The 24,137-nt window shown below is 46.4% G+C and carries 19 protein-coding genes and 1 pseudogene; 14 read left to right on the forward strand and 6 right to left on the reverse strand.

The annotated features are described in order from the left end of the window. Positions 1–88: 88 nt before the first annotated feature. The 9 genes from def to spoVM all read left to right on the forward strand — a co-directional run bounded on the left by def (position 89) and on the right by spoVM (position 9,378). The gene (gene def, locus MKX59_RS10880; RefSeq protein ID WP_013310890.1) at positions 89–586 is read left to right on the forward strand and encodes a peptide deformylase; all 498 of its coding nucleotides are present in this window, start codon (positions 89–91) and stop codon (positions 584–586) included. 6 nt (positions 587–592) lie between these two features. Continuing rightward, complete coding sequence (fmt, locus tag MKX59_RS10885) at positions 593–1,552, forward strand: methionyl-tRNA formyltransferase (protein WP_340858423.1); 960 nt, start codon at positions 593–595, stop codon at positions 1,550–1,552. Next, positions 1,549–2,964 (forward strand): 16S rRNA (cytosine(967)-C(5))-methyltransferase RsmB, encoded by a 1,416-nt coding sequence (gene rsmB, locus MKX59_RS10890; RefSeq protein WP_076264817.1) that lies wholly within the window; start codon positions 1,549–1,551, stop codon positions 2,962–2,964. The genes fmt and rsmB overlap by 4 nt, the downstream gene beginning before the upstream one ends. Before the next feature lie 187 nt (positions 2,965–3,151). After that, the gene (gene rlmN / locus MKX59_RS10895; RefSeq protein ID WP_013310887.1) at positions 3,152–4,192 is read left to right on the forward strand and encodes a 23S rRNA (adenine(2503)-C(2))-methyltransferase RlmN; all 1,041 of its coding nucleotides are present in this window, start codon (positions 3,152–3,154) and stop codon (positions 4,190–4,192) included. 6 nt (positions 4,193–4,198) lie between these two features. Beyond that, positions 4,199–4,975 (forward strand): Stp1/IreP family PP2C-type Ser/Thr phosphatase, encoded by a 777-nt coding sequence (locus MKX59_RS10900; RefSeq protein WP_025723490.1) that lies wholly within the window; start codon positions 4,199–4,201, stop codon positions 4,973–4,975. After that, complete coding sequence (gene pknB, locus MKX59_RS10905) at positions 4,972–7,242, forward strand: Stk1 family PASTA domain-containing Ser/Thr kinase (protein WP_071558518.1); 2,271 nt, start codon at positions 4,972–4,974, stop codon at positions 7,240–7,242. Before MKX59_RS10900 ends, pknB begins: the two co-directional genes overlap by 4 nt. 73 nt (positions 7,243–7,315) lie before the next feature. Then, the gene (rsgA, locus tag MKX59_RS10910; protein WP_023989300.1) at positions 7,316–8,233 is read left to right on the forward strand and encodes a ribosome small subunit-dependent GTPase A; all 918 of its coding nucleotides are present in this window, start codon (positions 7,316–7,318) and stop codon (positions 8,231–8,233) included. 4 nt (positions 8,234–8,237) lie between these two features. Further along, positions 8,238–8,906, forward strand: coding sequence for a ribulose-phosphate 3-epimerase (gene rpe / locus MKX59_RS10915; protein ID WP_028540565.1), 669 nt, complete (start codon positions 8,238–8,240; stop codon positions 8,904–8,906). A gap of 391 nt (positions 8,907–9,297) precedes the next feature. Beyond that, on the forward strand, positions 9,298–9,378 hold the full coding sequence (gene spoVM / locus MKX59_RS10920) for a stage V sporulation protein SpoVM (RefSeq protein ID WP_010345573.1): 81 nt from the start codon (positions 9,298–9,300) through the stop codon (positions 9,376–9,378). Between the two features lie 223 nt (positions 9,379–9,601). Here the strand turns inward: spoVM and rpmB are convergent, their stop codons facing one another. Beyond that, positions 9,602–9,790: a 50S ribosomal protein L28 gene (rpmB, locus tag MKX59_RS10925; protein WP_013310881.1), complete on the reverse strand. Its 189-nt coding sequence runs from the start codon at positions 9,788–9,790 to the stop codon at positions 9,602–9,604. 509 nt (positions 9,791–10,299) lie between these two features. On the opposite strand from rpmB, the gene MKX59_RS10930 reads away from it, so the two are divergent. The 4 genes from MKX59_RS10930 to MKX59_RS10945 all read left to right on the forward strand — a co-directional run bounded on the left by MKX59_RS10930 (position 10,300) and on the right by MKX59_RS10945 (position 15,452). Continuing rightward, positions 10,300–12,084 (forward strand): DAK2 domain-containing protein, encoded by a 1,785-nt coding sequence (locus MKX59_RS10930; RefSeq protein WP_028540566.1) that lies wholly within the window; start codon positions 10,300–10,302, stop codon positions 12,082–12,084. A 49-nt stretch (positions 12,085–12,133) separates the two neighbouring features. Beyond that, positions 12,134–13,003 carry a DegV family protein gene (locus MKX59_RS10935; RefSeq protein ID WP_023989297.1) on the forward strand — a complete coding sequence of 290 codons (870 nt, stop codon included), beginning with the start codon at positions 12,134–12,136 and terminating at the stop codon, positions 13,001–13,003. Between the two features lies 1 nt (position 13,004). Continuing rightward, positions 13,005–15,053, forward strand: a complete 2,049-nt coding sequence (gene recG, locus MKX59_RS10940) for an ATP-dependent DNA helicase RecG (protein WP_028540567.1) — start codon at positions 13,005–13,007, stop codon at positions 15,051–15,053. A gap of 111 nt (positions 15,054–15,164) precedes the next feature. Beyond that, positions 15,165–15,452, forward strand: a complete 288-nt coding sequence (locus MKX59_RS10945) for a stage VI sporulation protein F (protein ID WP_013310877.1) — start codon at positions 15,165–15,167, stop codon at positions 15,450–15,452. Positions 15,453–15,600: 148 nt separating this feature from the next. Here MKX59_RS10945 and MKX59_RS10950 read toward each other — a convergent pair whose 3' ends face one another. Then, complete coding sequence (locus MKX59_RS10950) at positions 15,601–16,869, reverse strand: DNA polymerase IV (RefSeq protein ID WP_076264818.1); 1,269 nt, start codon at positions 16,867–16,869, stop codon at positions 15,601–15,603. A gap of 216 nt (positions 16,870–17,085) precedes the next feature. Between MKX59_RS10950 and MKX59_RS10955 the strand changes: the two genes are divergently transcribed. Continuing rightward, the gene (locus MKX59_RS10955; protein WP_023989294.1) at positions 17,086–19,611 is read left to right on the forward strand and encodes a transglycosylase domain-containing protein; all 2,526 of its coding nucleotides are present in this window, start codon (positions 17,086–17,088) and stop codon (positions 19,609–19,611) included. Between the two features lie 14 nt (positions 19,612–19,625). Here the strand turns inward: MKX59_RS10955 and MKX59_RS10960 are convergent, their stop codons facing one another. The 4 genes and pseudogenes from MKX59_RS10960 to MKX59_RS10980 all read right to left on the reverse strand — a co-directional run bounded on the left by MKX59_RS10960 (position 19,626) and on the right by MKX59_RS10980 (position 23,917). Beyond that, the gene (locus MKX59_RS10960; RefSeq protein ID WP_076264819.1) at positions 19,626–20,747 is read right to left on the reverse strand and encodes a Ger(x)C family spore germination protein; all 1,122 of its coding nucleotides are present in this window, start codon (positions 20,745–20,747) and stop codon (positions 19,626–19,628) included. After that, a complete protein-coding gene (locus MKX59_RS10965; protein WP_076264820.1) occupies positions 20,744–21,835 on the reverse strand; it encodes a GerAB/ArcD/ProY family transporter in 1,092 nt (363 codons plus the stop codon). The genes MKX59_RS10960 and MKX59_RS10965 overlap by 4 nt, the downstream gene beginning before the upstream one ends. Next, positions 21,828–23,292: pseudogene (locus MKX59_RS10970) on the reverse strand (spore germination protein). Before MKX59_RS10970 ends, MKX59_RS10965 begins: the two are co-directional and overlap by 8 nt. 223 nt (positions 23,293–23,515) lie before the next feature. Then, positions 23,516–23,917, reverse strand: coding sequence for a hypothetical protein (locus tag MKX59_RS10980; RefSeq protein WP_028540573.1), 402 nt, complete (start codon positions 23,915–23,917; stop codon positions 23,516–23,518). Between the last annotated feature and the right edge of the window lie 220 nt (positions 23,918–24,137).

The raw sequence follows: 24,137 nt of genomic DNA on the forward strand, positions 1-24,137 counted from the left end.
GTCCGTACATAGGATAATGTAGCAGTCGCGTGTGTGATGAATACAGTTAAGCCTAAATGAAACATAAAGAGGAAGGTGTTCTGTTGTCATGTCAATTAGAATTATAGTGTTGGAGCCGGATGACGTATTGCACAAAGTAGCAAAGGAAGTCACTAAAATTACGCCTAACGTGCAAAAGCTGCTCGACGATATGGCAGATACGATGTATGAAGCGGAGGGAGTAGGTCTTGCTGCTCCGCAAGTAGGTATTTTGAAGCGTCTCATTGTTGTAGATGCTGGAGATGAGCATGGATTGATTAAAATGATCAATCCAGAGATCGTGGCCGAAGAAGGGGAGGAATTGGGTCCTGAAGGCTGCCTGAGTATACCTGGGTTGAACGGGGATGTGCGTCGTGCCGAGAAGGTTACAGTCAAGGGACTGGACCGCGAGGGTAAGGCCATTACCGTTACAGCGACAGGATTGCTTTCTCGTGCTTTTCAGCATGAAATTGACCATTTAAATGGAATTTTATTCACGGATATTGCAGAAAAAGTATATGAGGTTGCGCTGGAACAGCCAGGACCGAACCGTCAGATAGGAGAGTGAGGTTCGATGAGTCAAGACATTCGTATTATCTTTATGGGTACGCCTGAGTTTGCAGTGCCATCGCTGAACATGTTACTGGACAACGGTTATAACGTGGTCGGTGTGATTACACAGCCCGATAAGCCACAGGGACGAAAAAAAATATTGACGCATACACCAGTCAAGGAAGCGGCAGAAAAACGCGGATTACCTGTACTGCAACCGACCCGCCTGCGCCAGCCAGAAGCGGTGGCCCAGGTGGCAGAGCTGCGTCCTGATCTGATCGTAACCGCAGCCTATGGGCAAATTTTGCCTAAGTCCGTACTAGACTTGCCTCGGTTCGGCTGTCTGAATGTGCATGGTTCGTTACTTCCCCGTTATCGGGGAGGTGCACCGATCCAGCGTGCGATTATTAACGGTGAGACCGTAACGGGTGTGACGCTGATGTATATGGCGGAAGGACTGGATACTGGCGATATGATATCGCGAGTTGAGGTTGCTATAGAGCCGGAGGATACCTCCGGTACGATTTTTGAGAAGTTAAGCGTAGCTGGAGCAAAGCTTTTGCAGGACGAGCTGCCTAAGTTGCTGGCAGGCCAATCAGACCGTACGCCGCAAAATGAGGACGAGGCTACCTATGCCCCTAACCTGAACCGCGACGATGAGCGCATTTCGTGGAGTGACAATGCACAGCAGATATACAACCGGATTCGCGGCCTTGTTCCCTTTTCCGGCGCGTTTACGCTTTGGGAGGGAAATGTTTTTAAAATATGGGCTGCTGAGCAGCCTTTCATAAATAATGAAGTGAGTGTCTCAAATGCTCCAGCACCCGGGACGGTTCTTCAATTGACCGCTCGTGGCATTGAGGTGCAGACAGGCGAAGGAACTCTCTGGCTGACTCAGGTTCAACCGGCTGGCAAAAAAGTTATGGATGCTGGAACCTTTGCACGCGGCGGACAGATGAAGCCAGGCATGGTGCTCGGATGAGCGGGAGTCACTCCCGCCAGGGAGGCCAAGGCAAGGGAGTGGGTGCCAGAACCGGCAAGACTCGCAATCAGACGGCGCGGGAAGTTGCACTTGATGTGTTGACCAGTGTGGAGCAAGAGGGTGCGTATAGCAATCTTGAGCTAAATCGTCGGCTTCAGCAGGCAGGTTTGTCTGCAAGTGATGCTGGTTTGGCGACGGAACTTGTATACGGTACAGTCGCACGCCGAAATACACTAGATTATTTTTTGAATAAATTTGTTCAAAAAGGAACGGCCAAGCTTCAGGCTTGGGTACGTTCGTTGCTGCGGATGAGTGTGTATCAGGTGGTGTATCTGGATCGAGTTCCGGATCATGCAGTCGTTAGTGAAGCGGTGACCATTGCCAAGCGGCGTGGGCATCAGGGTATTTCCGGTATGGTCAACGGCGTGCTCCGCAGCATGCTGCGTGAGCCGGACAAGCTGCGTATTCCTGACAATTTGTCACCGGAGGAACGGATTTCATTAGAACATTCCCATCCACAGTGGCTGGTTAAGCGCTGGATTAAGCAGTACGGTGCAGATACTGCTGAGGCTATCTGTCAGGCTAATAATGAGCCCCCTGCGGTCAGCGTACGGGTGAATACGACAATGATCAGCCGTGATCAGCTGCTGGACGAGATGAACTCAAAAGGGCTTGATGCCGTTCCTTCGGCAGTTAGTCCCTATGGGATTGTTGTTCGTAGCGGTGGAAATATGGCGCTTACCTCGTGGTATACGGACGGCTTGCTGTCCGTACAGGATGAAAGCTCCATGCTCGTTGCCGAAGCAGTCGCTCCTGAGCCTGGCATGCTGGTACTGGATTGCTGTGCCGCTCCAGGTGGCAAAACAGCTCATATGGCTGAGCTGATGAAGGATCACGGACGGATAGTTGCGAATGATCTGCATGCCCATAAGCATCAATTAATTCGTGAACAGGCTAATCGACTTGGTCTGGATGCCGTGGAAACAGTCACTGGTGATGCGCTAGAACTGAAGGAACGATATGCTCCAGCTTCTTTTGACCGTATTTTGCTGGATGCGCCATGCTCTGGCTTTGGAGTGATTCGTCGTAAACCGGACCTGCGTTGGAGCAAAACTGCGCAGGATGTTCGCGACATTACACAGCTTCAGCATGAGCTGCTGGATAGTGTGGCGGGACTGTTGAAGCCAGGTGGTATTCTGGTATACAGCACATGCACGATTGAACCGGACGAAAATGAAGGACAATTGACTCAATTTTTAAGCGAACATCCAGAGTATGAATTGGCAGAGGGTCATTCCTTCCCGGACGTGAGCCGCGAAAAGGATAGTATACAGGGAGGCTCGGTACAGCTGTTACCGCAGCATTTCCACAGCGACGGATTTTATATCGCGCGCCTGCGTCGGGTGAAATAGCGCGGAAGAGAATTCCAGGCAGCTTTCCACCAGTATTTCCACATTCCGCCGGAACATTTCCGGCGGTTTTTTGCATGAAGACGAAAAATTTTTACCCCCTCAGGGATTTGTGCTAAAATAGGAAGAATGAAAAATACTATCTGCGATCAAACAGAACTTAATGAAGAAGGAACGGGTGCAAACATTGATGAAACCTTTTATATATGATTTAACTCTGGAGGAGCTTCAGGACTGGGCCAAGAACAATGGCGAGCCTGCTTTTCGTGGAGGACAAATTTTTGACTGGCTGTATGTGAAGCGAGTCAATGATTTCAGCGAGATGACGAATTTGTCCAAGGCGCTGAGAGAGAAGCTTGAGGAGCAATTTAGTTTTGTGACGCTTAGTGAAATTACAAAGTTGGAATCGAAGGACGGTACAGTAAAATTCCTGTTCGGTTTGCACGATGATCATGCCATTGAAACGGTCATTATGAGACACAATTACGGAAACAGCATTTGTGTAACGACTCAAGTGGGTTGCCGGATTGGTTGTACTTTCTGCGCTTCGACGCTCGGAGGCCTCAAACGGAACCTGACGGCTGGTGAAATTACTGCACAGGTGGTGCAGGCTCAGAAAATTTTGGATAAAACCAATGAACGAGTGAGTAGCATCGTGATTATGGGCTCGGGCGAGCCTTTTGAAAACTATGAAGCGACCATGACGTTTTTACGTACAATGGTTCATGAAAAAGGTCTGAACATTGGTCAACGTCATATCACAGTGTCGACCAGCGGTATTGTACCGAATATTTATAAATTTGCCGACGAGGATACCCAGATTAATCTGGCAATATCCATTCATGCGCCTAATGATGCGCTTCGTTCGAAGCTGATGCCTGTAAATCGGCGTTATCCCTTTAAGGATGTTATGGATTCTCTACGTTACTATCTTGCTAAGACGGGGCGGAGAATTTCGTTTGAATATGCCCTGATTGGTGGGGTAAACGATCAGGCAGAACATGCTGAAGAGCTAGCGGATGTGTTAAAGGACATGCTGTGTCACGTCAATTTGATTCCAGTCAATCATGTGCCTGAGCGCAAGTATGTACGCACATCACGCAGTGATATTTTTAATTTCCAACGTATTCTTGCCGAAAAAGGCGTCAATGTGACGATCCGGCGTGAACAGGGTCACGATATTGCCGCTGCTTGCGGTCAGTTGCGTGCAAAGCATATGGAGTTGGGGTGAAACCATTTGATCAAAACAGTTCATGTCAGCCATGTCGGACGTGTACGTTCGGTGAATGAGGATTCTGCCTGGATCAGGCACTTGGAGCAAGGCTATATCCTTGGGATTGTTGCCGATGGTATGGGGGGGCATTTGGCCGGTGATACGGCCAGCCGCCTTGCGGTAGAGACACTTGCCGCTGATTTGGCGACGCTGGAGAGCGGATTATCCGCACATTCTTTGACGGCGGCGCTCAGCGACGCTATTTTGCATGCCAATGAAGTCATCTTCCAGACGGCTGCACGCGATGAAAAGTATCATAATATGGGAACGACAGTTGTTGCGGTTTTATTAAACGACGCATCCGGAATTATCGGACATATCGGTGACAGTCGTGCCTATGTCATTTCTAAAGGAGCGGTACGTCAGCTTACAGAAGACCATACTTTGGTTAATGAGCTGTTCAAAAACGGTCAGATCAGTAAGGAAGAACGGGAGAACCATCCTCGTCGCAATGTACTGACACGGGCGCTGGGCACTGATTCCGAGGTGAAAGTGGATATTGACTCCATTGCGCTGGAAAAAGGCGATGTACTGTTACTGTGTAGCGACGGATTAAGCAATCTGGTAACGGAAGAACAAATCAGCAAAGTAGTAGGTGCCGCAGAGAATCCTTTGGAGGAGCGCGCGGATCGTCTGCTACATCTGGCGTTGCTTGCCGGAGGAGACGATAACATTACTGTAGCTTTGTTTGAATTGCCCGACGACACGGTTTCATTGAGTGAAAAGGGGTGTGACGCATGATCGGGCACCTGCTAGGGGGAAGATACGAAATTATTGAGCGTATCGGTGGCGGCGGTATGGCGCTGGTGTATAAGGCTCAAGACATTTTGCTGAATCGCAATGTCGCAGTTAAAGTGTTGCGCCAGCAATTTGTTCATGATGAGGAATTTATTCGCCGATTTCGGCGTGAGGCGCAGTCTGCGGCCTCGCTTTCGCATTCGAATGTGGTCAGTATTTATGATGTCGGCCAAGAGGATGAAATCCATTATATTGTAATGGAGTGCATCGAAGGTAAAAATTTGAATGAGATTATTAAAGAACGTGCACCATTGCAAGTGGATGAAGCAGTACGGATTGCTTCCCAGATTTGTGATGCGCTGGAGCATGCCCATCAAAATCAGATCATTCACCGAGACATTAAGCCTCATAATATATTAATTGGACGTAATGGACGGGTTAAGGTAACTGATTTTGGGATTGCTAGAGCTGTTACGTCAACGACCATTACCCAGACGGGTTCTGTTGTGGGTTCTGTTCATTATTTTTCACCTGAGCATGCAAAGGGTGTCGTCACCGGCGAAAAATCGGACTTATATTCTTTAGGTATTGTCTTATATCAAATGCTGACAGCGCAGCTCCCTTTCCTGGGAGAAAGTCCAATTAGTGTAGCGCTCAAGCATTTGCAAGAGGAATTTGAGGAACCACGTAAAATTAATCCGTTGATTCCGCAAAGTGTGGAAAATGTCATTCTAAAATCCATGCGCAAAAATCCAGAAGAGCGTTATCAATCGGCAGACGAAATGCTAAAAGATCTGGAAACCTGTTTGCTGCCGGGACGGCGTAATGAATCCAAGCTGGAGTTTACACATTTGGATGATGAGGATCAAACACGGGTTATTCCGGCTATTAAGCCTCAACAATTAGGGATGTCTTCTAGTGGCGATGATGTACCTGTTCAACCGCGTGAGTCTGAACAGCTTCCGAGCAAGCAATCGTCCAAAAATAATAGAAAAAAAGCGATCTTGTGGGTAACACTAGTGTTGGTGTTACTTCTGTGCATGGGCGGAGTGGTGTACTATGTGCAAAGTGTACTTGTCGTGCCTGAGGTAAAAGTACCAGGTGTATTGACACAAACAGAAGACCAAGCGAAGGTTAATCTCAGTAAAGCGGGATTACTCATTGAGGAGCCAATACAGCATGAATACAAAGAGGGAATCGCGCCAGGAGTTGTATTTTATCAAAGCTATCCTGCAGATTCTTTAGTCAAGGAAGGAACCAAGATTAGTCTGAAAGTCGGGATTGCCAAGCCGCTCACTCCGATGCCGGATGTCAAAGGCCAAAGCTACGAGAATGCTGTTAAGCTGCTGACCGCCCAGCAAATTAAGGAGACGCAGATTCAGCAAAATGAGCAGTTCAGTGATCAGGCCGCGGGGACCGTCCTTAGTCAGACACCCGCTGCAAATGAGCCATTTGATAAGGACTCAGTCCAGGTTGTGCTCACAGTCAGCAAGGGCGCTGATACTGTGAAAATGCCAAGCCTGGTAGGGAAGACGCAGAACCAAGCAGAAAATGAGGTTAAAAAGGCAGGGCTGAAGGTTGGCTCGATTAAAGAAGAATTTAGCTATGAGCAGGAAAAAGGAAGAGTAACCAAACAGTGGCCGTCAGAGGCAGGCAGTGAGTTGCCACCAAATACGGAAATTACGTTTTATGTAAGCACGGGTTACCCGCCAGAAGCTATTACACTACCATTTAATGTGCCTGTTGCGCCGAAGGAAGAGGGCAAAAACAGCAAAATTCGTATCACTTATACGGATGCGCGTGGAGAAAATCAGGAATGGGGAAGCCGTACGATTAATACGACACAGATGTTCACTATCAATCTGCTAATGGCTCCGAACAAAGACAGTGTTGTCTCAGTATTTAGAGATGGTGACTTTATTGATACGTATCCAGTCTCTTATATTGAGGCGAAAAATGGAACGGTGACGATGCCCCAAATTGCTCCGCCTGCTGGAACTTCACCAACGGATACACCTGATGGTACTTCCTCGCAGAATGGAAGTGGAAACGGCGAGGAAGGTGATAGCGGGGGATCTTCTAATGATACTGGCAATAGTGGAGGCGACTCGAACAATCAGGAGGGCACAGGAGGTAATGGTGACCCTTCCGCCTTTGTTCCTGGAACGAATTCCACGGGGAGTACGCGCAGTGAGTTGGCGGTTAGTCATAAAAACAACCCAGGCCACGCAAAGAAGGAAAAAGTGATTGAGGCTGTTCAGCATCAGTAAACTTGCAATAGGAAGATGCTCAACCTGTTATACGCAATGAAACTTGAACATTATGAAGGAGGACATCTTACACATGCCTGAAGGTCTGATCGTCAAGGCGCTTAGCGGATATTATTATGTCTCCAGCCTGGATCAGGATGGGCGTCCGGTATCTGGCGAAGCTACAGTACAATGCAGAGCACGCGGCATTTTTAAGAAAAAAGAGATTACGCCTCTTGTCGGTGATCGGGTCGTTTACGAACTGACTGAGAACGGGGAAGGTATGGTCGAGGAGATTAGAAAGCGTACGACAGAGCTAATTCGTCCTCCAGTAGCTAATACCACGCTAGCCGTGCTACTGTTTTCCTTGCGTGAGCCGGATTTAAACCTGCCTTTACTGGACAAATTTTTAGTCCATATTGAGCACGCCGGACTGGATACGATTATCTGTCTGACTAAGCGCGATTTGTATGAAGGCAGCCCTTCAGAGGATGACACCGTGCTGGCCGTTCAGGAAATGTACCGGAAGATCGGTTATGAGGTGCTGGTGACCAGTGCCCGTACCGGAGAAGGGACGGCTGAGCTTAAGAAGCTGTTGGCTGGTCAAATCAGCGTGTTTTCCGGGCAATCAGGTGTAGGAAAGTCTTCCATGCTTAATGCTCTGGAGCCTGGGTTAACGCTGGAGACGAGCGCCATAAGCAATAAGCTGGGCCGAGGAAAACATACAACTCGTCATGTGGAGCTGATTCCTCTAGACAACGGAGGGTTTGTAGCAGATACACCGGGGTTTAGCCAGCTGGATTTTCTGGAGCTAGGTGTGGATGAGTTATCTCCCTGTTTTCGTGAATTCCAGCAGTATGCGGAAGGATGTAAATTTCGGGGGTGTACCCATATTCACGAGCCTAGCTGTAAAGTAAGAGAGGCCCTGGAAGAAGGCCATATTTCACAGGGACGATATGATAGCTATTTGCAGTTCTATCAGGAATTAAAAGAAAAAAAGCGGAGGTACTGAGTATATGTTAAAAATAGCACCGTCGATTTTATCCGCTGATTTTGCTCGCTTGGGCAGTGAAGTTGCGGAAGCTGAGGCAGGAGGGGCAGACTGGATTCATGTGGATGTAATGGATGGACATTTTGTATCCAATATTACACTGGGCCCACCTATCGTTCAGGCTATTCGTCCGCATACGACTCTTCCCTTAGATGTTCATCTGATGATTGAGCATCCTGAACGCTATATTGGCGATTTCGTAAAAGCAGGAGCCAACATCATCACTGTTCATGCTGAGGCCTGTGTTCATTTGCATGGTGTCCTTCACTTGATCAAGCAGCAAGGCGCTCTGGCTGGAGTGGCTCTCAATCCGGGTACTTCACCATACGCGATCAAGGAAGTGCTGCCAAATGTGGATATGATTCTGGTGATGACGGTCAATCCTGGCTTTGGAGGTCAGTCCTTCATTCCAGAGACGTTAAATAAAATCAGACAAATCCGTGCTTGGTTGAACGAACTGGGTCGTCCAGACGTACATATCGAGGTAGACGGAGGTATTGCGGAGGAGACGGCACCAGCCGTATTTGAAGCGGGGGCTGACGTGCTGGTGGCTGGGAGTGCGGTATTTGGCAGAACAGACCGCGCTGCGGCTATAGCTGCGATTCGGGACAGTGCAGCACGTTTGTCCAAGTGAAGCTGACCGAAGCATTGTGGATGACTGTAGCGAGCATGGCGACGGGGTTGACCCTTAGCTGTTTCTCGCTAGTGAAGGCTCCTTGGAATGCTGTTCTTTCACTTTTGGCTGTTCTAATTGTACTGTTTTATTTTCGGAAAAATGAACGGCGTGGTTTACGAATAGGTTTTGTAGTGTGCAGCGTACTTTATTATATCCTGTTTATTTTCATACTCTCAGCATATCTCTATATTCGCGGACTTGTCTGATGGTATAGCCTGGGATGGTTGTGCATAAATATGGTTACATGAGCGGGATTCTCATGTAGCCTTTTTTTTGTGGGGCAACAACCCTTGACAGGTTGCATAAACTACAGAGAACGGATGCAGGAGGATGATGGGGAGGGTGAGGCATGAAGTTTTACACAATCAAGCTGCCAAAATTTCTGGGTGGATTCGTTAAAGCCATTTTGAATACATTCCAGAAAAACTGAATTCAACGTAATGTAAACACAGGATGTAGGATGAAAGCTGGAGGTACACAGGGCATGCTTCCCGGGCACAACAGATAGGTAGCTCGGCAGTAAAAGATAGGAACGCACGGGAAGGTGCCTGACATTTTGTTCTCCTGAACCAGATGGATATTACTTTCGAATAACCAAAAAAGCACCCGTTTAAAACGAGGTGCCTTTTGTTTATAACGATATTTTTTTACGACTACACGCGAGTCACTTTACCGGCTTTCAATGCACGAGTGCTGACATAAACGCGTTTCGGTTTACCGTTAACGAGAATGCGAACTTTTTGTACGTTGACGCCCCAAGTACGGCGATTACGGTTGTTAGCGTGAGATACGTGGTTACCGCTGCCAGGCTTTTTGCCTGTTACAGAACATTTACGAGACATGATTCCACCTCCTATTCTGAAAATAACCAAATTCCATATGGAACGGGTCTCTCTTCAGGCCGACTGGGTCAGCCGGACTTTGTAAGTCACTAACCTGAACAAAACAATACTTAAATATAATATCATAGTCAAAAAAGCTCCGTCAACTGATTCAAAAACTTTATTTATTTCTCTTTCGCATTATAGTACAATATGGGATAGTTATTGCTGCGATTATTTTGTATTAAAATGGAATGTGAATTCTTATTCCAGTCATGCCGGCAGTTCAGAGGCGGGACTATAGTCATCATTCCAGCCGATGATTTATTGTTAGGCAGTTGACTGGTTTTTCATTTTATATGACCTGTAGAAGAACGACCAGACGTGAGTACAAAAGCTTACGAAAGTGTGATATTCGTATTCGTCGTCTGGCTTTAGTATAATTCAATTGAACCTGTACGCACAGTTGAATAAGGTGTTGTGAAGGTTGATAGTAAAACAAGTGTATTAAGCTAGGAAGGGGAATTCTCTTGAGTAATCGTTCTTTGAATGGAACAGATTTTACCGCAATGGTTTTAGCCGGGGCGGAACAATTACAGCAGCATGCGGAACATGTCAATTCACTAAATGTATTCCCAGTGCCAGACGGTGATACGGGAACCAACATGAATTTGACGATGAGCGCGGGCGTAACGGAATTAAAGAGGGGGGACTCTTCCTCCATCGGTGTCATGTCCGGCATATTATCCAAAGGTTTGCTGATGGGAGCCCGCGGCAATTCAGGGGTTATCCTGTCTCAGTTGTTTCGTGGCTTCAGCCGTTACGCTGCCCCATACGAGGAATTGAATACCCTTCAGTTCGCATCGGCATTGCAGAGCGGGGTGGATGCGGCCTACAAGGCGGTTGTTAAGCCGGTGGAGGGTACAATTCTTACCGTGGCGAAGGAAGCGGCCAGGCATGCTGTGTTTTTCTCGCGCCGGACGAACGACATCACGGAACTGATGGAAGAAGTGCTTGCCAAAGCGAAGGAAACGCTTGCCATGACGCAGGACATGCTCCCTGTATTGAAGCAAGTAGGAGTTGTAGATTCGGGTGGGCAAGGTCTTGTGTACATTTATGAAGGTTTTATGCAGTATCTTGGAAGCGGCTTGGTGACGTCTTCAACTGCAAAAAGTGATAATGTACGCACGGTTTTTGCTCCTCACGTATCGGAGAGACCTACTGCTACTGCAGTTGTTCCTTCCCCAGATGCGCCGATTTCTGCGCAAGCGAAGCTCGAAACGGATAATATTGAATTTTTGTATGATATGGAGTTTTTTATTAATCGACAATTGGGCGAAGCGCAAGGTACCGATTTTGATGAGGAAGCCTTCCGGAAAGCGTTAGCAGTAGATGGTGATTCTATTATCGTAATTTCAGACGATGATGTCATCAAGGTTCACGTGCATTCTAAGGCTCCTGGTGAAGTGCTGAATTTGGCACTGCGCTACGGAGAAATTACACAGATTCGTATTTTAAATATGCGCGAGCAGCATCGTGATTTGTTGTCTGCGGGTATGGATGTTGCTCCTGAGCCTGAGTGGTTTGCTGAAATACCAACAGAGCCTGCACGTGAGGAAGAGCCGTCTGAGCCCCCTGCTCATGAACTGGCATCCTTTGGTTTTATAGCTGTGGCTTCCGGTGAAGGAATTGCTGATATTTTCAGAAGTTTAGGCGTCGATGTTGTCCTTTCTGGCGGCCAGACAATGAATCCGAGCACAGAGGACTTCGTTAATGCGGCGCGCTCGATTGCGGCTCAACATATTTTTATTCTTCCGAATAATTCCAATATTATTTTGGCGGCAGAACAAGCACGTGAACTGCTAGAGATGGAACGTATGGTGTCGGTTATTCCGAGCAAAACAATTCCTCAGGGCATTGCGGCAGCATTTGCCTTCCAGGAGGAAGAGGCTTTTGAGGTGAATCAGGACAATATGCGTGACGCAGTCACCCGGGTGAAGTCTGGGCAAGTGACCTACGCGGTACGGGATACGACACTGGATGACCTGCATATTACAGCCGGGCATTACATCGGTATTCAGGATTCCAAAATTGTAGCGACCGAGGAACACTTAATGGCAACGTCCCGTCTTTTGCTAGCGAAAATGCTGGTGAATGGCGATGAAATTGTTACGATTCTCACAGGTTCAGACGCGAATCAAGAAGACACAGATCAGCTTGTTGCATGGCTTAAAGAAAATTATGCGGATGCTGAAGTGGAAGTTCATGAAGGTGGTCAGCCGATTTATCCTTATTTGTTCTCAGTGGAAACCTGATGTGCTTTAGCACGCCCATGGAAGTCCACAACAAAAGGAGGTCTGACTGATGAGCAGTACCATCATTTTGACGGATAGCACGGCTGATATTCCACCGGAATTAGCAGACCGTCTCGGTATAGTTGTTGTACCATTGACAGTGATGTTCGGCAGCACAGCTTACCTGGACGGCATTGAGATGTCAGCGTCGCAGTTTTACAGCGAACTAGTACGGGCTGATGAGCTACCTACGACATCACAGCCTTCACCAGCCCGTTTTTTGGAGACATACACGACGCTGTTGGAGCAATACCCCGAGAGCCAGGTTATCTCTATCCATTTATCCTCGGGTGTGAGCGGAACGTATCAGTCTGCTCTGCTGGGCAAATCCATGCTGGAGAAGCATGAACATAGAGTGACTGTGGTGGATTCCAAATCAGCTTCATACGGATACGGCATGCTAGTGGTTTATGCGGCAGAGCTGGCGGCTGCCGGGCACTCCCCGGCTGATATTGTTCGGGCTGTGGAACGTCGTGGGGAGCGCCGTCGTTTGTATTTCCTGGTGGATACCCTGGAATACTTACAAAAAGGCGGACGTATTGGCAAGGCAGCGGCAATGGTTGGTACGTTACTTAACATTAAACCGATTCTTTCGATTGACAAAGAAGGCACTATTTATTCGGTTGATAAGGCGAGAGGGCATAAAAAAGCGACAGCACGTATAATTGAACTACTGGAGCGGGATTTAAAAGGCCAAAAAATTAATATTGCTGTGGGTCATACGGCAGATCGCTCAGCGGCAGAAGCGTTCGTGGCTCAGCTGGCAGAGCATTTTGAGCTGGGAGATCGAATATATACTGAACTTGGCGCTGTGATTGGGACCCATGTAGGGCCAGGAACGATTGGCATTTTTGTATGGCCGGCCGGAGATGAGAGGTAATATGCTGCAATTGGATCAAATACCTTTAAAACAAATACATGGCGTGAGTGCTCTCAAAGAGGGAGAGCTTCACGCTTTTGGCATTTCTAACGTACAGGACATGCTGGAATATTATCCGTTTCGGTATGAAGATTACCGACTGCGCTCGCTAAGCGAAGTGAAGGATGGAGATAAGATTACAGTACAGGCCAAAATTATGGGCATTCCGGTGCTTCAGCGTTACGGGCGCAAATCAAGGTTGACTTGTAAATTGATGGCCGAGGATTGGATGTTTACCGCGACGTGGTTTAATCGGCATTTCATGAAGGAGCAGCTAACCTCAGGTCGTGAAATTGTGGTGACTGGTAAATGGGATCTCAAACGGATGCAGATGACTGTTGCAGATTCTGAGTTTCCTGATAAAGGAGTAGCCCGCTCGGGGACACTTCAACCGGTGTACTCTATAGGCGGCAAGATTACGCAAAGCTGGATGCGAAAAACAATGAGCCAGACACTCCAGCAGTTTGGTGAAATGATCCCCGAAATATTGCCTGAGTTGCTTGTGCGTAAATATAGTATGATGCCGCGCAAGCAGGCTATTGCAGGTATACACCAGCCTCAGGACAACCGCGAGGGGCAAGAGGCTCGTCGGCGGATGGTGTATGAGGAGCTATTTTTATTTCAGCTGAAAATGCAGGCATTCCGGGCGCTAAATCGTGGTCGAGCGGACGGGGTGGTACATACCGTGGATAACGCCACGATTCGTGAATTTGTAAGGGCTTTGCCTTTTGAATTAACGGATGCACAGAAGAAGGTAGAGCTTGAAATACTGCACGATCTACGCTCACCTTATTGTATGAACCGTCTGCTTCAGGGAGATGTTGGGTCAGGTAAAACAGTTGTTGCTGCCATCGGTTTATTTGCCACAGTACGTTCCGGTTTTCAGGGAGCGCTGATGGTGCCAACCGAAATATTGGCCGAGCAGCACATGCGATCGCTTCACAAGCTGTTTGAGCCCTTTGGAATCAGTGTGGGCCTACTGACTGGGAGTACAACCGGGAAGAAGCGTAAGGAGCTGCTAGCTGCTCTCCAAATGGGTCTGCTGGACATTGTAGTAGGCACCCATGCTCTCATTCAGGAGGATGTATATTTTCACCAGCTTGGGCTTGTTGTAACGGATGAGCAGCATAGATTCGGAGTGAATCAGCGTAGTGTACTGCGTCGCAAAGGCTATAATCCCGATGTGCTGACGATGACGGCCACACCGATCCCCCGTACGCTGGCCATCACTGCGTTTGGCGATATGGATGTTTCTACGTTGTCAGAGCGGCCGAAGGGGCGTATTCCAATTTCCACCTATTGGGTGAAGCACGAACTGATGGATCGGGTACTTGGTTTTATTTCCCGCGAGGTAGATCAGGGACGGCAGGCTTATCTGATTTGCCCGTTGATTGAAGAGTCGGAGAAGCTGGACGTACAGAATGCCATCGATTTGCATATTCAAATGCAACAGGCTTTTCCACATTACCGCGTTGGGCTATTACATGGACGAATGACTCCCGCAGAAAAGGAAGAAGTTATGCGTTCTTTCTATGCGAATGAGGTTCAGTTGCTCGTTTCAACGACGGTTGTGGAGGTGGGGGTAGACGTCCCAAATGCGACGCTAATGATCATTATGGATGCGGATCGTTTTGGATTATCCCAGTTACATCAATTACGTGGACGAGTTGGACGGGGAGCACATGCCTCGTATTGTGTACTGATCGCTGATCCTAAGTCGGAGGTTGGTCAGGAGCGGATGAAGGTTATGACCGATACGGACGATGGTTTTGAGGTGGCTAGACGCGATCTGGATTTGAGAGGGCCGGGTGACTTTTTTGGCACCAAGCAGAGTGGGCTACCCGAGTTTCGTTTAGCAGATATGGTAGCGGATTTTGAGGTGCTGGAAAAGGCGCGGGAGGATGCAACCGATCTGATCAAGGATTCGTCCTTTTGGACATCTCCGCAGTATGAAGCACTGCGCGGTTATTTGCAAAAAGAACAGATTTTCCAGGGGGATCTCATCGACTAATCCACCATGAATCATGAGGTTGTTCTAAACGTTTTAAACAGATAGGCACAATGGACAGGCTGGCCGTCATATATTTGGGAATGACCGAATGATATGGGAGGTGTGGCAACATTGAGCTATCAGCAATATGGAATTAGTCCGCAACTGGTGGAGCGGATTAAGTTGAAAATGAAGAATCGTGCGCTCAAGGAGCGGGTTAAGCAGCAGATTGAAGGTGTGACTAAAGCGGACCTGCAAAATAAAGCTAAGGTGCGTCATCTTGTGAAGTCCACTTCTGCTATTTTAAACGAGCGTTTGACGGCTGCGCAGGAGGAGCAATTGACCGCCTTCGTATTGGCACAAAAAATTGATCCGTCCAATACATTCCATCTAATCAAGCTGTGGGGAATGTTCCGTTGATTGCTTTTGAAGAGGTGCTTCAAAGCGCTCTCCATGTTTTTTTGTGAAGCACAGATGAAAAAAGGATTGCCTGATATCAGGCGATCCTTTTTGGTTTGTATTAGTTCATTCCCCGGGCAATAGCTAGTGTGTGCTTATCATGAGACCTTTATTTGTAATGACCGCCAATTTTGATAGACCGTTCCATGGCCTGTCCGGCATCTGTTAACGACGATGCGCGCATGATGATGGACTGACCGTACCGATCCTTTAAAGTGTCCGTCACCTTTTCCAAAGCACGGGATCGCTCCTGATCCTCAAAAAAATCCAGCTGATACAGTTGATCATCCACCAATCCGCTTAAAGTAACCCCTGCGCGCTTCACGGGCATATGATTCCAAAAAGTATAAAAGATTTTTTTAACGGTTTCATATACCTTTTGGGTATGGTTTGTAGGATCGGGTATCTTCATTTGTCGGGAGAATCCGGTTGGTGCCTCGTAGGGACTGCATATACAATGAACAGTCACAACCGAGCCCATATATCCTTTGCGGCGGGCGTCCCGACACACCTCCTCTGTTAGTTCAAGCAGGATGGTTTCCACTTCCGCAGGCTGGAGATAGTCGCGGGGAAGAGTCATCATATGACCGATGGATTTGGGAGGTGTATTAAATGTTTCCGGCTTGACCGGGCTGTGATCGATCCCGTTAGCAGTTCGCCATATCACCTCTGCCTGAATATCGGACTGCTTGCCGAAATGAGACCGGAATCTGTCCTGTAGCCGGGGTAAGGGAGTACGTGCGATATCTCCAATGGTGTGTAGTCCAAGCTTCTCCAAATGCCATTCCATGCGCGAACCGATGCCGAACATAAGCCGTACTGGCTGAGGCCACAGCAATGCTGCAATATCGGATGTAGGCAACAAGAAAATGCCACTGTCATTTTTTTTAGCCCATATATCTGTTGCGGTTTTAGCTAGCATTTTGTTGGAGCCGATGCCAATTCGAATCCATACTCCTGTTTGTGCCAGTACCTTTTGCTGAATTTCACTTGCAATACTCACCGGATCCCCGAACAGGGAGAGGCTTCCGCTCATATCCAGAAACTGTTCATCAATGCTGAAAACCTCAACCAAATCCGTATATTCATTATAGATTTCTGTTATTTTTAATGAGACATCGATATAATGCTGCATGCGTGGGCGTACAATGATAAGGTCAGGACATTTTTTCACCGCTTCTCCCAGACGTTCTGCTGTAGATATACCGTATTTTTTGGCCAGCGGACACGCAGCTAAAATAATGCCTGAACGAAGTGCAGGGTCACCGGCCACAACGAGTGGCTTATGTTGGTATTTGGGATCATCTGCTTTTTCGATGCTGGTATAAAAACTTTGGCAGTCCGATAAGAATATGGTTCTATTTCTGCGTTCCTTCAAAAATCCGACCTCCTCTCCTGATATGTGTGGATCATCCTTCCAAAATATTCTTGAATGTATACTCTTATAGTAGTATTATATACAGAACAAGTGTTCTTAATACAAATGTATTTTTTGGAACGTTACAGTTTACGGAAAACCTAACATGGCGTATCATAATATCTTGAGCAAAAACAAGTGGAAATGAATGAATATTGAGGGGAGAAAACCATTTTTATGAACCCAAAACGTCGACCATCATCTCAAAAACGCAGTAGGTGGCGTATTTTTGGCAGAGTTTTGCTGATTAATATCAAGTGGTTCTCGTTTGCGGGTGTACTTGGAGTGCTGTTTGCTGGAGGTCTTATATCCGGTTATGTGGCGGCACTGGTTCATGATGAACCTGTACGATCACGTCAGTTGATATATGAAAAGGTAAATGAGAACGCTCTGACCAGCTTTGTATTTTTTAATGATCAGGTAACTCCGGTTGGAAGAATGCGCATGGAGGAGGATCGACAGCTCGTTGATCTGAAGGATGTTCCTCAGTCTATTGTGGACGCCCTCATTTCAACGGAAGACAGCCAATTTTATGAGCATCGTGGTGTGGATTTAAAGGGAACAGCTCGTGCCGTTAAGCAGAAGCTTTTGAATGAAAACCGCCAAACAGGCGGCAGCACACTGACGCAGCAGGTAGCCCGAAGGGTTTTTCTCAGTCTGGATAAGACGGACAGTCGCAAGGTGAAGGAAATGCTGCTGGCACTGCGTATGGAGCGGTTTATGGGCAAGGATAAAATATTAACGGCTTACTTAAACAAAATGCCTTTTGGTAATGGTTCCGCTGGTTACAATTTATATGGAATCAAGTCTGCTTCGTTAGGGATTTTCAATGTAAGTGATCTACATAAGCTTCATATTGCTCAGGCGGCTTATTTGGCAGGTCTCCCGCAACTGCCATCTGTTTATTCCGCTTTTGATGGTAAAGGGAACTTCGATGAAGAAGGCTTCAATAAAGCGATGGAGCGCCAACGTGTCGTGTTGGGAAGAATGCTGGCAACAGGTAAACTTACGCTATCCGAATATAACGAGGCGCTTCAATTTGATGTGAAAGCCACTCTTGCGCCACATCGCGAAAAAAGTTATAACACATTCCCTTATTTGATGCTGGAGACAGAGCGGGAAGCCGCCCAATTGTTAGCGCTCCAGCAAAATCCCGATATCACGGCAGCCGAGATTTCCAAGCCTGAGCATGCCGAGCTTCTTCAAAATACGCGAGAAGAGTTGCAACGGTCCGGCTATCGAATTTATACAACGATAAATAAGAAAATTTATAACAATATGCGGCAGATTGCAGCCAATCCACAAAATTTTTCTCCATACAGCAAGAAGAAGGGATTAGAGCAGATTGCAGCAATCATGATTGATCATAAAACAGGGGCTATACTCGGTATGATCGAGGGCAGGGATTTTAATACCGAGCAAATGAACTATGCAACTCAAATGACACGTCAGCCCGGTTCTGCCATGAAGCCTATTGCTGCTTATTTACCTGCTTTGGAAAAGGGCTACACTCAGCCAGCCGGTCTTATTGATGATTCACAAATCATATTGAAAGACGGGCGTAAAGGTTATCATATTCCTAAAAATTATAACAGACGGTACGAGGGGCTTATGACAGCCCGTGAAGCACTCAATCGGTCAATCAACATCCCTGCGCTGAGGCTGTTCCTATATGAAGTTAAAATTCCAAATGCTTGGAATTTTGTGCGTTCTCTTGGAATTACGACGATTCAGCCGCAGGATGAACATGCTCAGACAGGGGTTTTGGGTGGACTAAGCAAAGGGGTATCCGTCGAGGAACTGACCGCAGCATATGGAACGATTCCCAATATGGGTGTATATAATGCACCTCATCTGATCAGCAAAATTACGGATGCCAACGGGAAGATCGTATATGAATTTAAACCGCAGACGAAGCGTGTATATTCGCAGCAAACCGCATTTTTGATGACGGATATGCTCAAAACGGTTATATCAGATCCGAGGGGAACCGGCAAACGCCTGCAAAATGCTTTTAAAAGCTATGGTGCCATTGATATCGCCGGTAAAACCGGTACGACACAAAACTTTGGTGATGTGTGGTTTATGGGGTACACACCTGACGTTACACTAGGCGTCTGGGCTGGTTACCGCCAACAGGTTAATACATTATCTCAAGAAGGCCATTCCAGAGCACAGTCAGTGTGGGCACTGATCATGAATGAGGCGGTCAAGGACCAGCCTGAGCTTTTTAAGAATAAGCACTTTATACGGCCGGAAGGTGTTGTAAGAGTTACGGTTTCTAGCCTTACAGGTAAGCTGCCAGGGCGTTATTCCCGTCAATCGGGTCAACTCGTGACTGACTGGTTTAATCAAAAGTATGTGCCTACCGAAGTTGGAAGAGAACAGCTTCCGCGTTCTGCTAGACCAGTGGTCCCATCTAAACCAGATATCAAGGAAAAAGAAGTCCCAGAGGTTGAGGTACCTGCAATAGATCAAGAGAAAATTCCACCAGAGGAAACGGATCCTACTGTTCCTGACGCAGACACAGAGATAGATATGCCTGATGAGAATAAAGATTTGCCATCTACAGATACTCCGCAACCTTCTGTTGAGAACGAGCAGGTGACTCCTTCTGAATCACAAAGCCAGAGTGAGACTCCAAAAACCAAATCTGACGAAGTTATTTATCCTGAAATAATATCTGATCAACCCAAAAACTAAACGGCAGGAACGGCCTAGTTTAAAATGCCGTTCCCGACAATGTCTACAGTGACCTGCGGATGAAAATGGATATTGGGGTATTCTTTATTCCAATCTACACTTTTCCATACTGCTGGATAATGAGCGATCAACTGTCTGCCTACGCCAAAGGCATCACATCCATTTTCCTGAAGTGTACGGATAATTTGTTCCGCATCCTGGGTCATGATTTCGGAAAGTTGACGGTTCAGACGCTGTACGTTAGCTTTATCTTGAAGATGGTTTCGTGCATATTCAACAATATCGACAGGCAATTTTAGGTTAAGCTCCACATCAATTTGTCCATCGCGCTGAACGTTCACTTTAAGGCTACGTTTGACATTCTGGATTTTAGCCTGATACGTAATAAAGTTTTGCACATCACCGACAGGTCCGGGATGTATCCTTTTTACAAAGCGAGCTGTATTTTTCCACTTTCCAGTCATTAAGACATATAAAACACCTTGCTCACTACTTAGGCTTCCTGTGAATTTTTGTCCGTGAAATAAGGCAATTCCACGTGCTGTAATATCTTCTCCTTCTTTGGAAAGATAGGGGAGTACAAAATCTTGACCCGGATCAAGCATTGGGGGGAGCAGTGTCTCCAGTGTCATTTCCGGGAACATACACATTTCCTCAAGGCTTCTGATTTTTTTGGTTATAAATTCGCCAATCAAGAGGCTACCTATGCTTTTTTGATCTATTATTTCCCCAGCTAATCCATCTACAATAGCTACCTTGACATGGGAAGTCGGATGGTCAGGCTCACGATACAGCACATCCAGATAGGGATATAAATCTTTTCGGGCCAAGCTTGTACCATACAGAATAACTCCGTATTTGAAAAAGCGGATATCCCCGGTTACTTTGGCTCGGATTTTGTCTGTACTTTGCCGAACGGAATGGCCGGTGCCTGAGTGAATTTCATTGGTGCTTTTACCTTGATTGCTTTGAGAATCGTCTACAACCTCTAGCGTTTGCAACAACATGCCTTCAGGAGTGAGATCATAAGCCGATGCATTTGCCAATCGGGCATCCTTCAAATTGTCCTGATCCCAGCAGCCTGTTATAAAAATGAGTAGAGTTAGCATTCCAAGCGCTCTGCTCTTTTTTTTCATGTTTCAGGTCCCTCCTTTTTTTTGAAGAGATAGGATAGGATCAGCAGCAGAAAAGGGAACACAATTAGGAAAATATAAGCAGAATTATTGGCTATGGAACCAATAAGCTCGAAATCTTCTCTTCGTTGAGGCAAATAGGCAATACAACATGAGGCGAGCACAACAAAGGGAACCGCCTTTTTGTGACTTTTTTGCTTGAATAGATAGCTTATTCCGTAAGACGCCGCATAATAATATCCACTTATAGCGCCAAAGATCGAAATGAGCCAAATCGGCAGAAAAATAAAATCGACCCGATCCATCGTCCCCAGTGGAATGGATCTGAGCAAATAAATGACTGGCTCCGGCATTAATTCAAGCTGTTGGGGACTGAATACGGTTGTACAGGTAAATACGGTAAAACAATACAATAGTACCACGATCGCGTTAGCTGCCAGAATTGACTTGAGCTTGCTTGTACTTTTGCCCTCAACCATGGGAAAGACGACAAGAATGAACTCAAAACCAAACATCGCTAGGAGCGTTTCTTTTGAACCGACAATAATACGGGGCCATCCCGCCTCAGTCAGAGGTAGCAGATAAAGCGGGTTGGACTGCTTTATACCATAGCTAATTAACAGCATCATGGGAAAAATCAGAAATGAAATTAAAACAAGTACTCGGGCAATCGTTCTTAAATTTTCGCGAACCAGATATATGCTACTGAACAAAAACAGGGCAAGTATAGCCCAACGGGGAGTATATTGCAGCATCCAGCGATTAATGACGTCATAAGCGTTCACAAGAACCGAGGTACCCATGAGCAGATAGTAAGCAATGTAAGCCACAGTCAATGCTTTTCCAATCCAGCAACCAGTAATCTGGGTTAATATTTGATAAATCGAAGAGGAGGGAAAACGTCTTAGCAGGAGCCAGCACATCAAAATAATGAGTTGAATCAAAAGGCCACCAATAATGACAGATATCCAACCCCCTCCTTTAGCTGAAAGGTGCATCTGATAGGGAAGTGACAAAATATCTACGCCAATCTCAAACTTAATGATGAGAAAAAACAGTTGACCCGATGCAATGGTACTTTCTTTATTCACGTCTTTTCCAGCTCCTAGAGTCGTTCTGCTGCTTCAATTTTTGGGCTTGGGAATCATATGGTCGCTGATGGAATGTCCAAATCGGAAAGCGGATAAAAACATCTTTCATATCACCGAGCCGGAATGGTGCAAGAGGAGCAAAGTAGGGCGTACCAAAGGTCTCCAGCTTGCAAAGGTGGATGGTAAGAAAAAGTAAACCGAAAGCAATGCCAATGTATCCAAACAAGGCTGCAGCAATCATCATCGGAAAACGAAGGATACGAACCGCTGAGCTCATTTCATGAGAAGGCACTAAAAAAGAAGAAATGGCTGTTAACGAGACGACGATGATCATCGTATACGACACGAGACCAGCCCGAACGATAGCATCTCCGATGACGAGACCGCCAACGATTCCAATAGTTTGACCAACCCGACTGGGTAGACGAACCCCGGCTTCTCGTAGCACCTCAAAGATCAATTCAAGCAGCATAGCCTCCACAATCGCTGGGAATGGAACGTTTTCCAGTGATTTTTTGATGGTATGCGCCAGCTCTAATGGCAAAATAGCTGGATGAAAAGCAATCGTCGCAATGTAAATGGCAGGTAGCGTAAAAGCGATCAAAAAGCTCATCATTCGAATCGTTCTTAGAAATGAACTAATAATCCAACGGCCGTGATAATCATCTGGGCTTTGGTAAAATGCAAAAAAAGAGACGGGAGCTATTAGAGCAGTTGGGCTACCTTCAGCCAAAATCGCTATCCATCCCTCCATTAGATTAGCGGTCACACGATCCGGTCGTTCCGTGCTGAGCTGTTGAGGGAAGAGGGAAAAAGGGTTGTCCTCAATAAACTCTTGAATAAAACCGGGGGGGAGCACCATATCGGAGGAGATCGCTTTAATTCTCGTTTTCACTGCTTCCACTAGCTCAGGATTAGCCAAGTCTTGAACATAGACAATAGCGATTTTAGTCCGGGTTTTAGATCCCACATAAAAGTAGCGTACAACCAGTGACGGTGTGACAATTTGTTTGCGAATCAGATTCAGATTGATGGATAACTGCTCAATGAATCCATTGTGCGGTCCGCGAATAATCCCTTCGTTTTCTGGTTCGTCCGTACTGCGAGCATACGTTTTTTCGGAAGAAAGGATAAAAAAATCCTTCCGCTCCATTTATCATAAAAATGCAATATCCCTGAATAAGCGAATCAGCAGCATTTTGAAGGTCGGTGTCTTTTTGACTGCTTAAGGTGGTGAACATTTGATGAGAGACTGCATCGGTTTTCTCATATAAGGCACTCAGGATATGAGTTTGAATCATCTCCTGATCTACGAGCGAATCAATATAGAGCAGCATACCGTCTTTGCCGTCAACGGAAATCGCCTGCTTTTTTAAATCATCCGTATAAAAAAGGGCTTGCTCAATAAAGGAAACATTCCTACTTAATTCAACGGAAGCTGCGTCATGTCCAGCCAAGAGAGCACCTCCTTTTTGGATGAGATAGGCATAATGTGAGTCAAATGGATTGAGTTTATCCATGATATGGTGACTTATCCATTCTCGAATCACCTTCACTTCACGTAACGCAATAGTTTTATACTAGAATTTAATTTAGGTTGATAAATGGGAGGTGGGTTGGTTATTTTGCAGGGAATGAAAATTAATCGTGCAAGAACTAGAGACGAGATTACAAGGGGGCTTAATCTTGGGTGGGGTCAATTCCCAGATAATGTCCCAGTTTCCGTCGGACCTCGCTGCGGGCAAAGGATGAAAGCATGAAAAAACGCCTTTGATAGCCGCGGCATACATACAAAACCTCTACGCCTTCATGATTTCGGATTTCGCTGTATATTTTAACCCCTAGTGTTTTCATTCGCGCCTTTGTCTCTGCTAATTGAACAGCTACGCGCTGTTGTACTCCAGTCAGGCTACGAACATACAAATCGGGCATTTTTAGAGGAGAGGTATTTATAATACGAATGTCTCGTTCCAGCACATCCAGCACAAGAGTTAGAAGTACACAGATCTTGATCAGCCCTGCGTCTTCTTCAGAAGGCAAAGGAGCTTTATTCTTGTGGTTTAGTGTCTTTTGGTTTGGCATAAAAATCTCCTTTACTCCGAGTAAGAATACAATATATAATCAGTATATAGAACGTATGTTCTGTTTATACCTCCCTCATCATAGGAATTTTTCCATCACTAAAGCAATCATCAATTATTGGAAAAGTGGTAGGGAGCGATATCCTATGTGCCATTGTGTAAAGAATTCATGCGTTTATCGCCAATGACAGTCAAACAGAGTTTATGTTAAGCTATTGGAT

Source organism: Paenibacillus sp. FSL R7-0340, assembly GCF_038002205.1.
Lineage (GTDB): Bacteria > Bacillota > Bacilli > Paenibacillales > Paenibacillaceae > Paenibacillus > Paenibacillus polymyxa_B.

Excerpts from the sequence above, each read along its gene's own strand:
- def (WP_013310890.1), top strand. The coding sequence starts at position 89 with ATGTCAATTAGAATTATAGTGTTGGAGCCGGATGACGTATTGCACAAA.
- fmt (WP_340858423.1), top strand. The coding sequence starts at position 593 with ATGAGTCAAGACATTCGTATTATCTTTATGGGTACGCCTGAGTTTGCA.
- rsmB (WP_076264817.1), top strand. The coding sequence starts at position 1,549 with ATGAGCGGGAGTCACTCCCGCCAGGGAGGCCAAGGCAAGGGAGTGGGT.
- rlmN (WP_013310887.1), top strand. The coding sequence starts at position 3,152 with ATGAAACCTTTTATATATGATTTAACTCTGGAGGAGCTTCAGGACTGG.
- pknB (WP_071558518.1), top strand. The coding sequence starts at position 4,972 with ATGATCGGGCACCTGCTAGGGGGAAGATACGAAATTATTGAGCGTATC.
- rsgA (WP_023989300.1), top strand. The coding sequence starts at position 7,316 with ATGCCTGAAGGTCTGATCGTCAAGGCGCTTAGCGGATATTATTATGTC.
- rpe (WP_028540565.1), top strand. The coding sequence starts at position 8,238 with ATGTTAAAAATAGCACCGTCGATTTTATCCGCTGATTTTGCTCGCTTG.
- spoVM (WP_010345573.1), top strand. The coding sequence starts at position 9,298 with ATGAAGTTTTACACAATCAAGCTGCCAAAATTTCTGGGTGGATTCGTT.
- rpmB (WP_013310881.1), bottom strand. The coding sequence starts at position 9,790 with ATGTCTCGTAAATGTTCTGTAACAGGCAAAAAGCCTGGCAGCGGTAAC.
- MKX59_RS10935 (WP_023989297.1), top strand. The coding sequence starts at position 12,134 with ATGAGCAGTACCATCATTTTGACGGATAGCACGGCTGATATTCCACCG.
- recG (WP_028540567.1), top strand. The coding sequence starts at position 13,005 with ATGCTGCAATTGGATCAAATACCTTTAAAACAAATACATGGCGTGAGT.
- MKX59_RS10955 (WP_023989294.1), top strand. The coding sequence starts at position 17,086 with ATGAACCCAAAACGTCGACCATCATCTCAAAAACGCAGTAGGTGGCGT.
- MKX59_RS10960 (WP_076264819.1), bottom strand. The coding sequence starts at position 20,747 with ATGAAAAAAAAGAGCAGAGCGCTTGGAATGCTAACTCTACTCATTTTT.
- MKX59_RS10980 (WP_028540573.1), bottom strand. The coding sequence starts at position 23,917 with ATGCCAAACCAAAAGACACTAAACCACAAGAATAAAGCTCCTTTGCCT.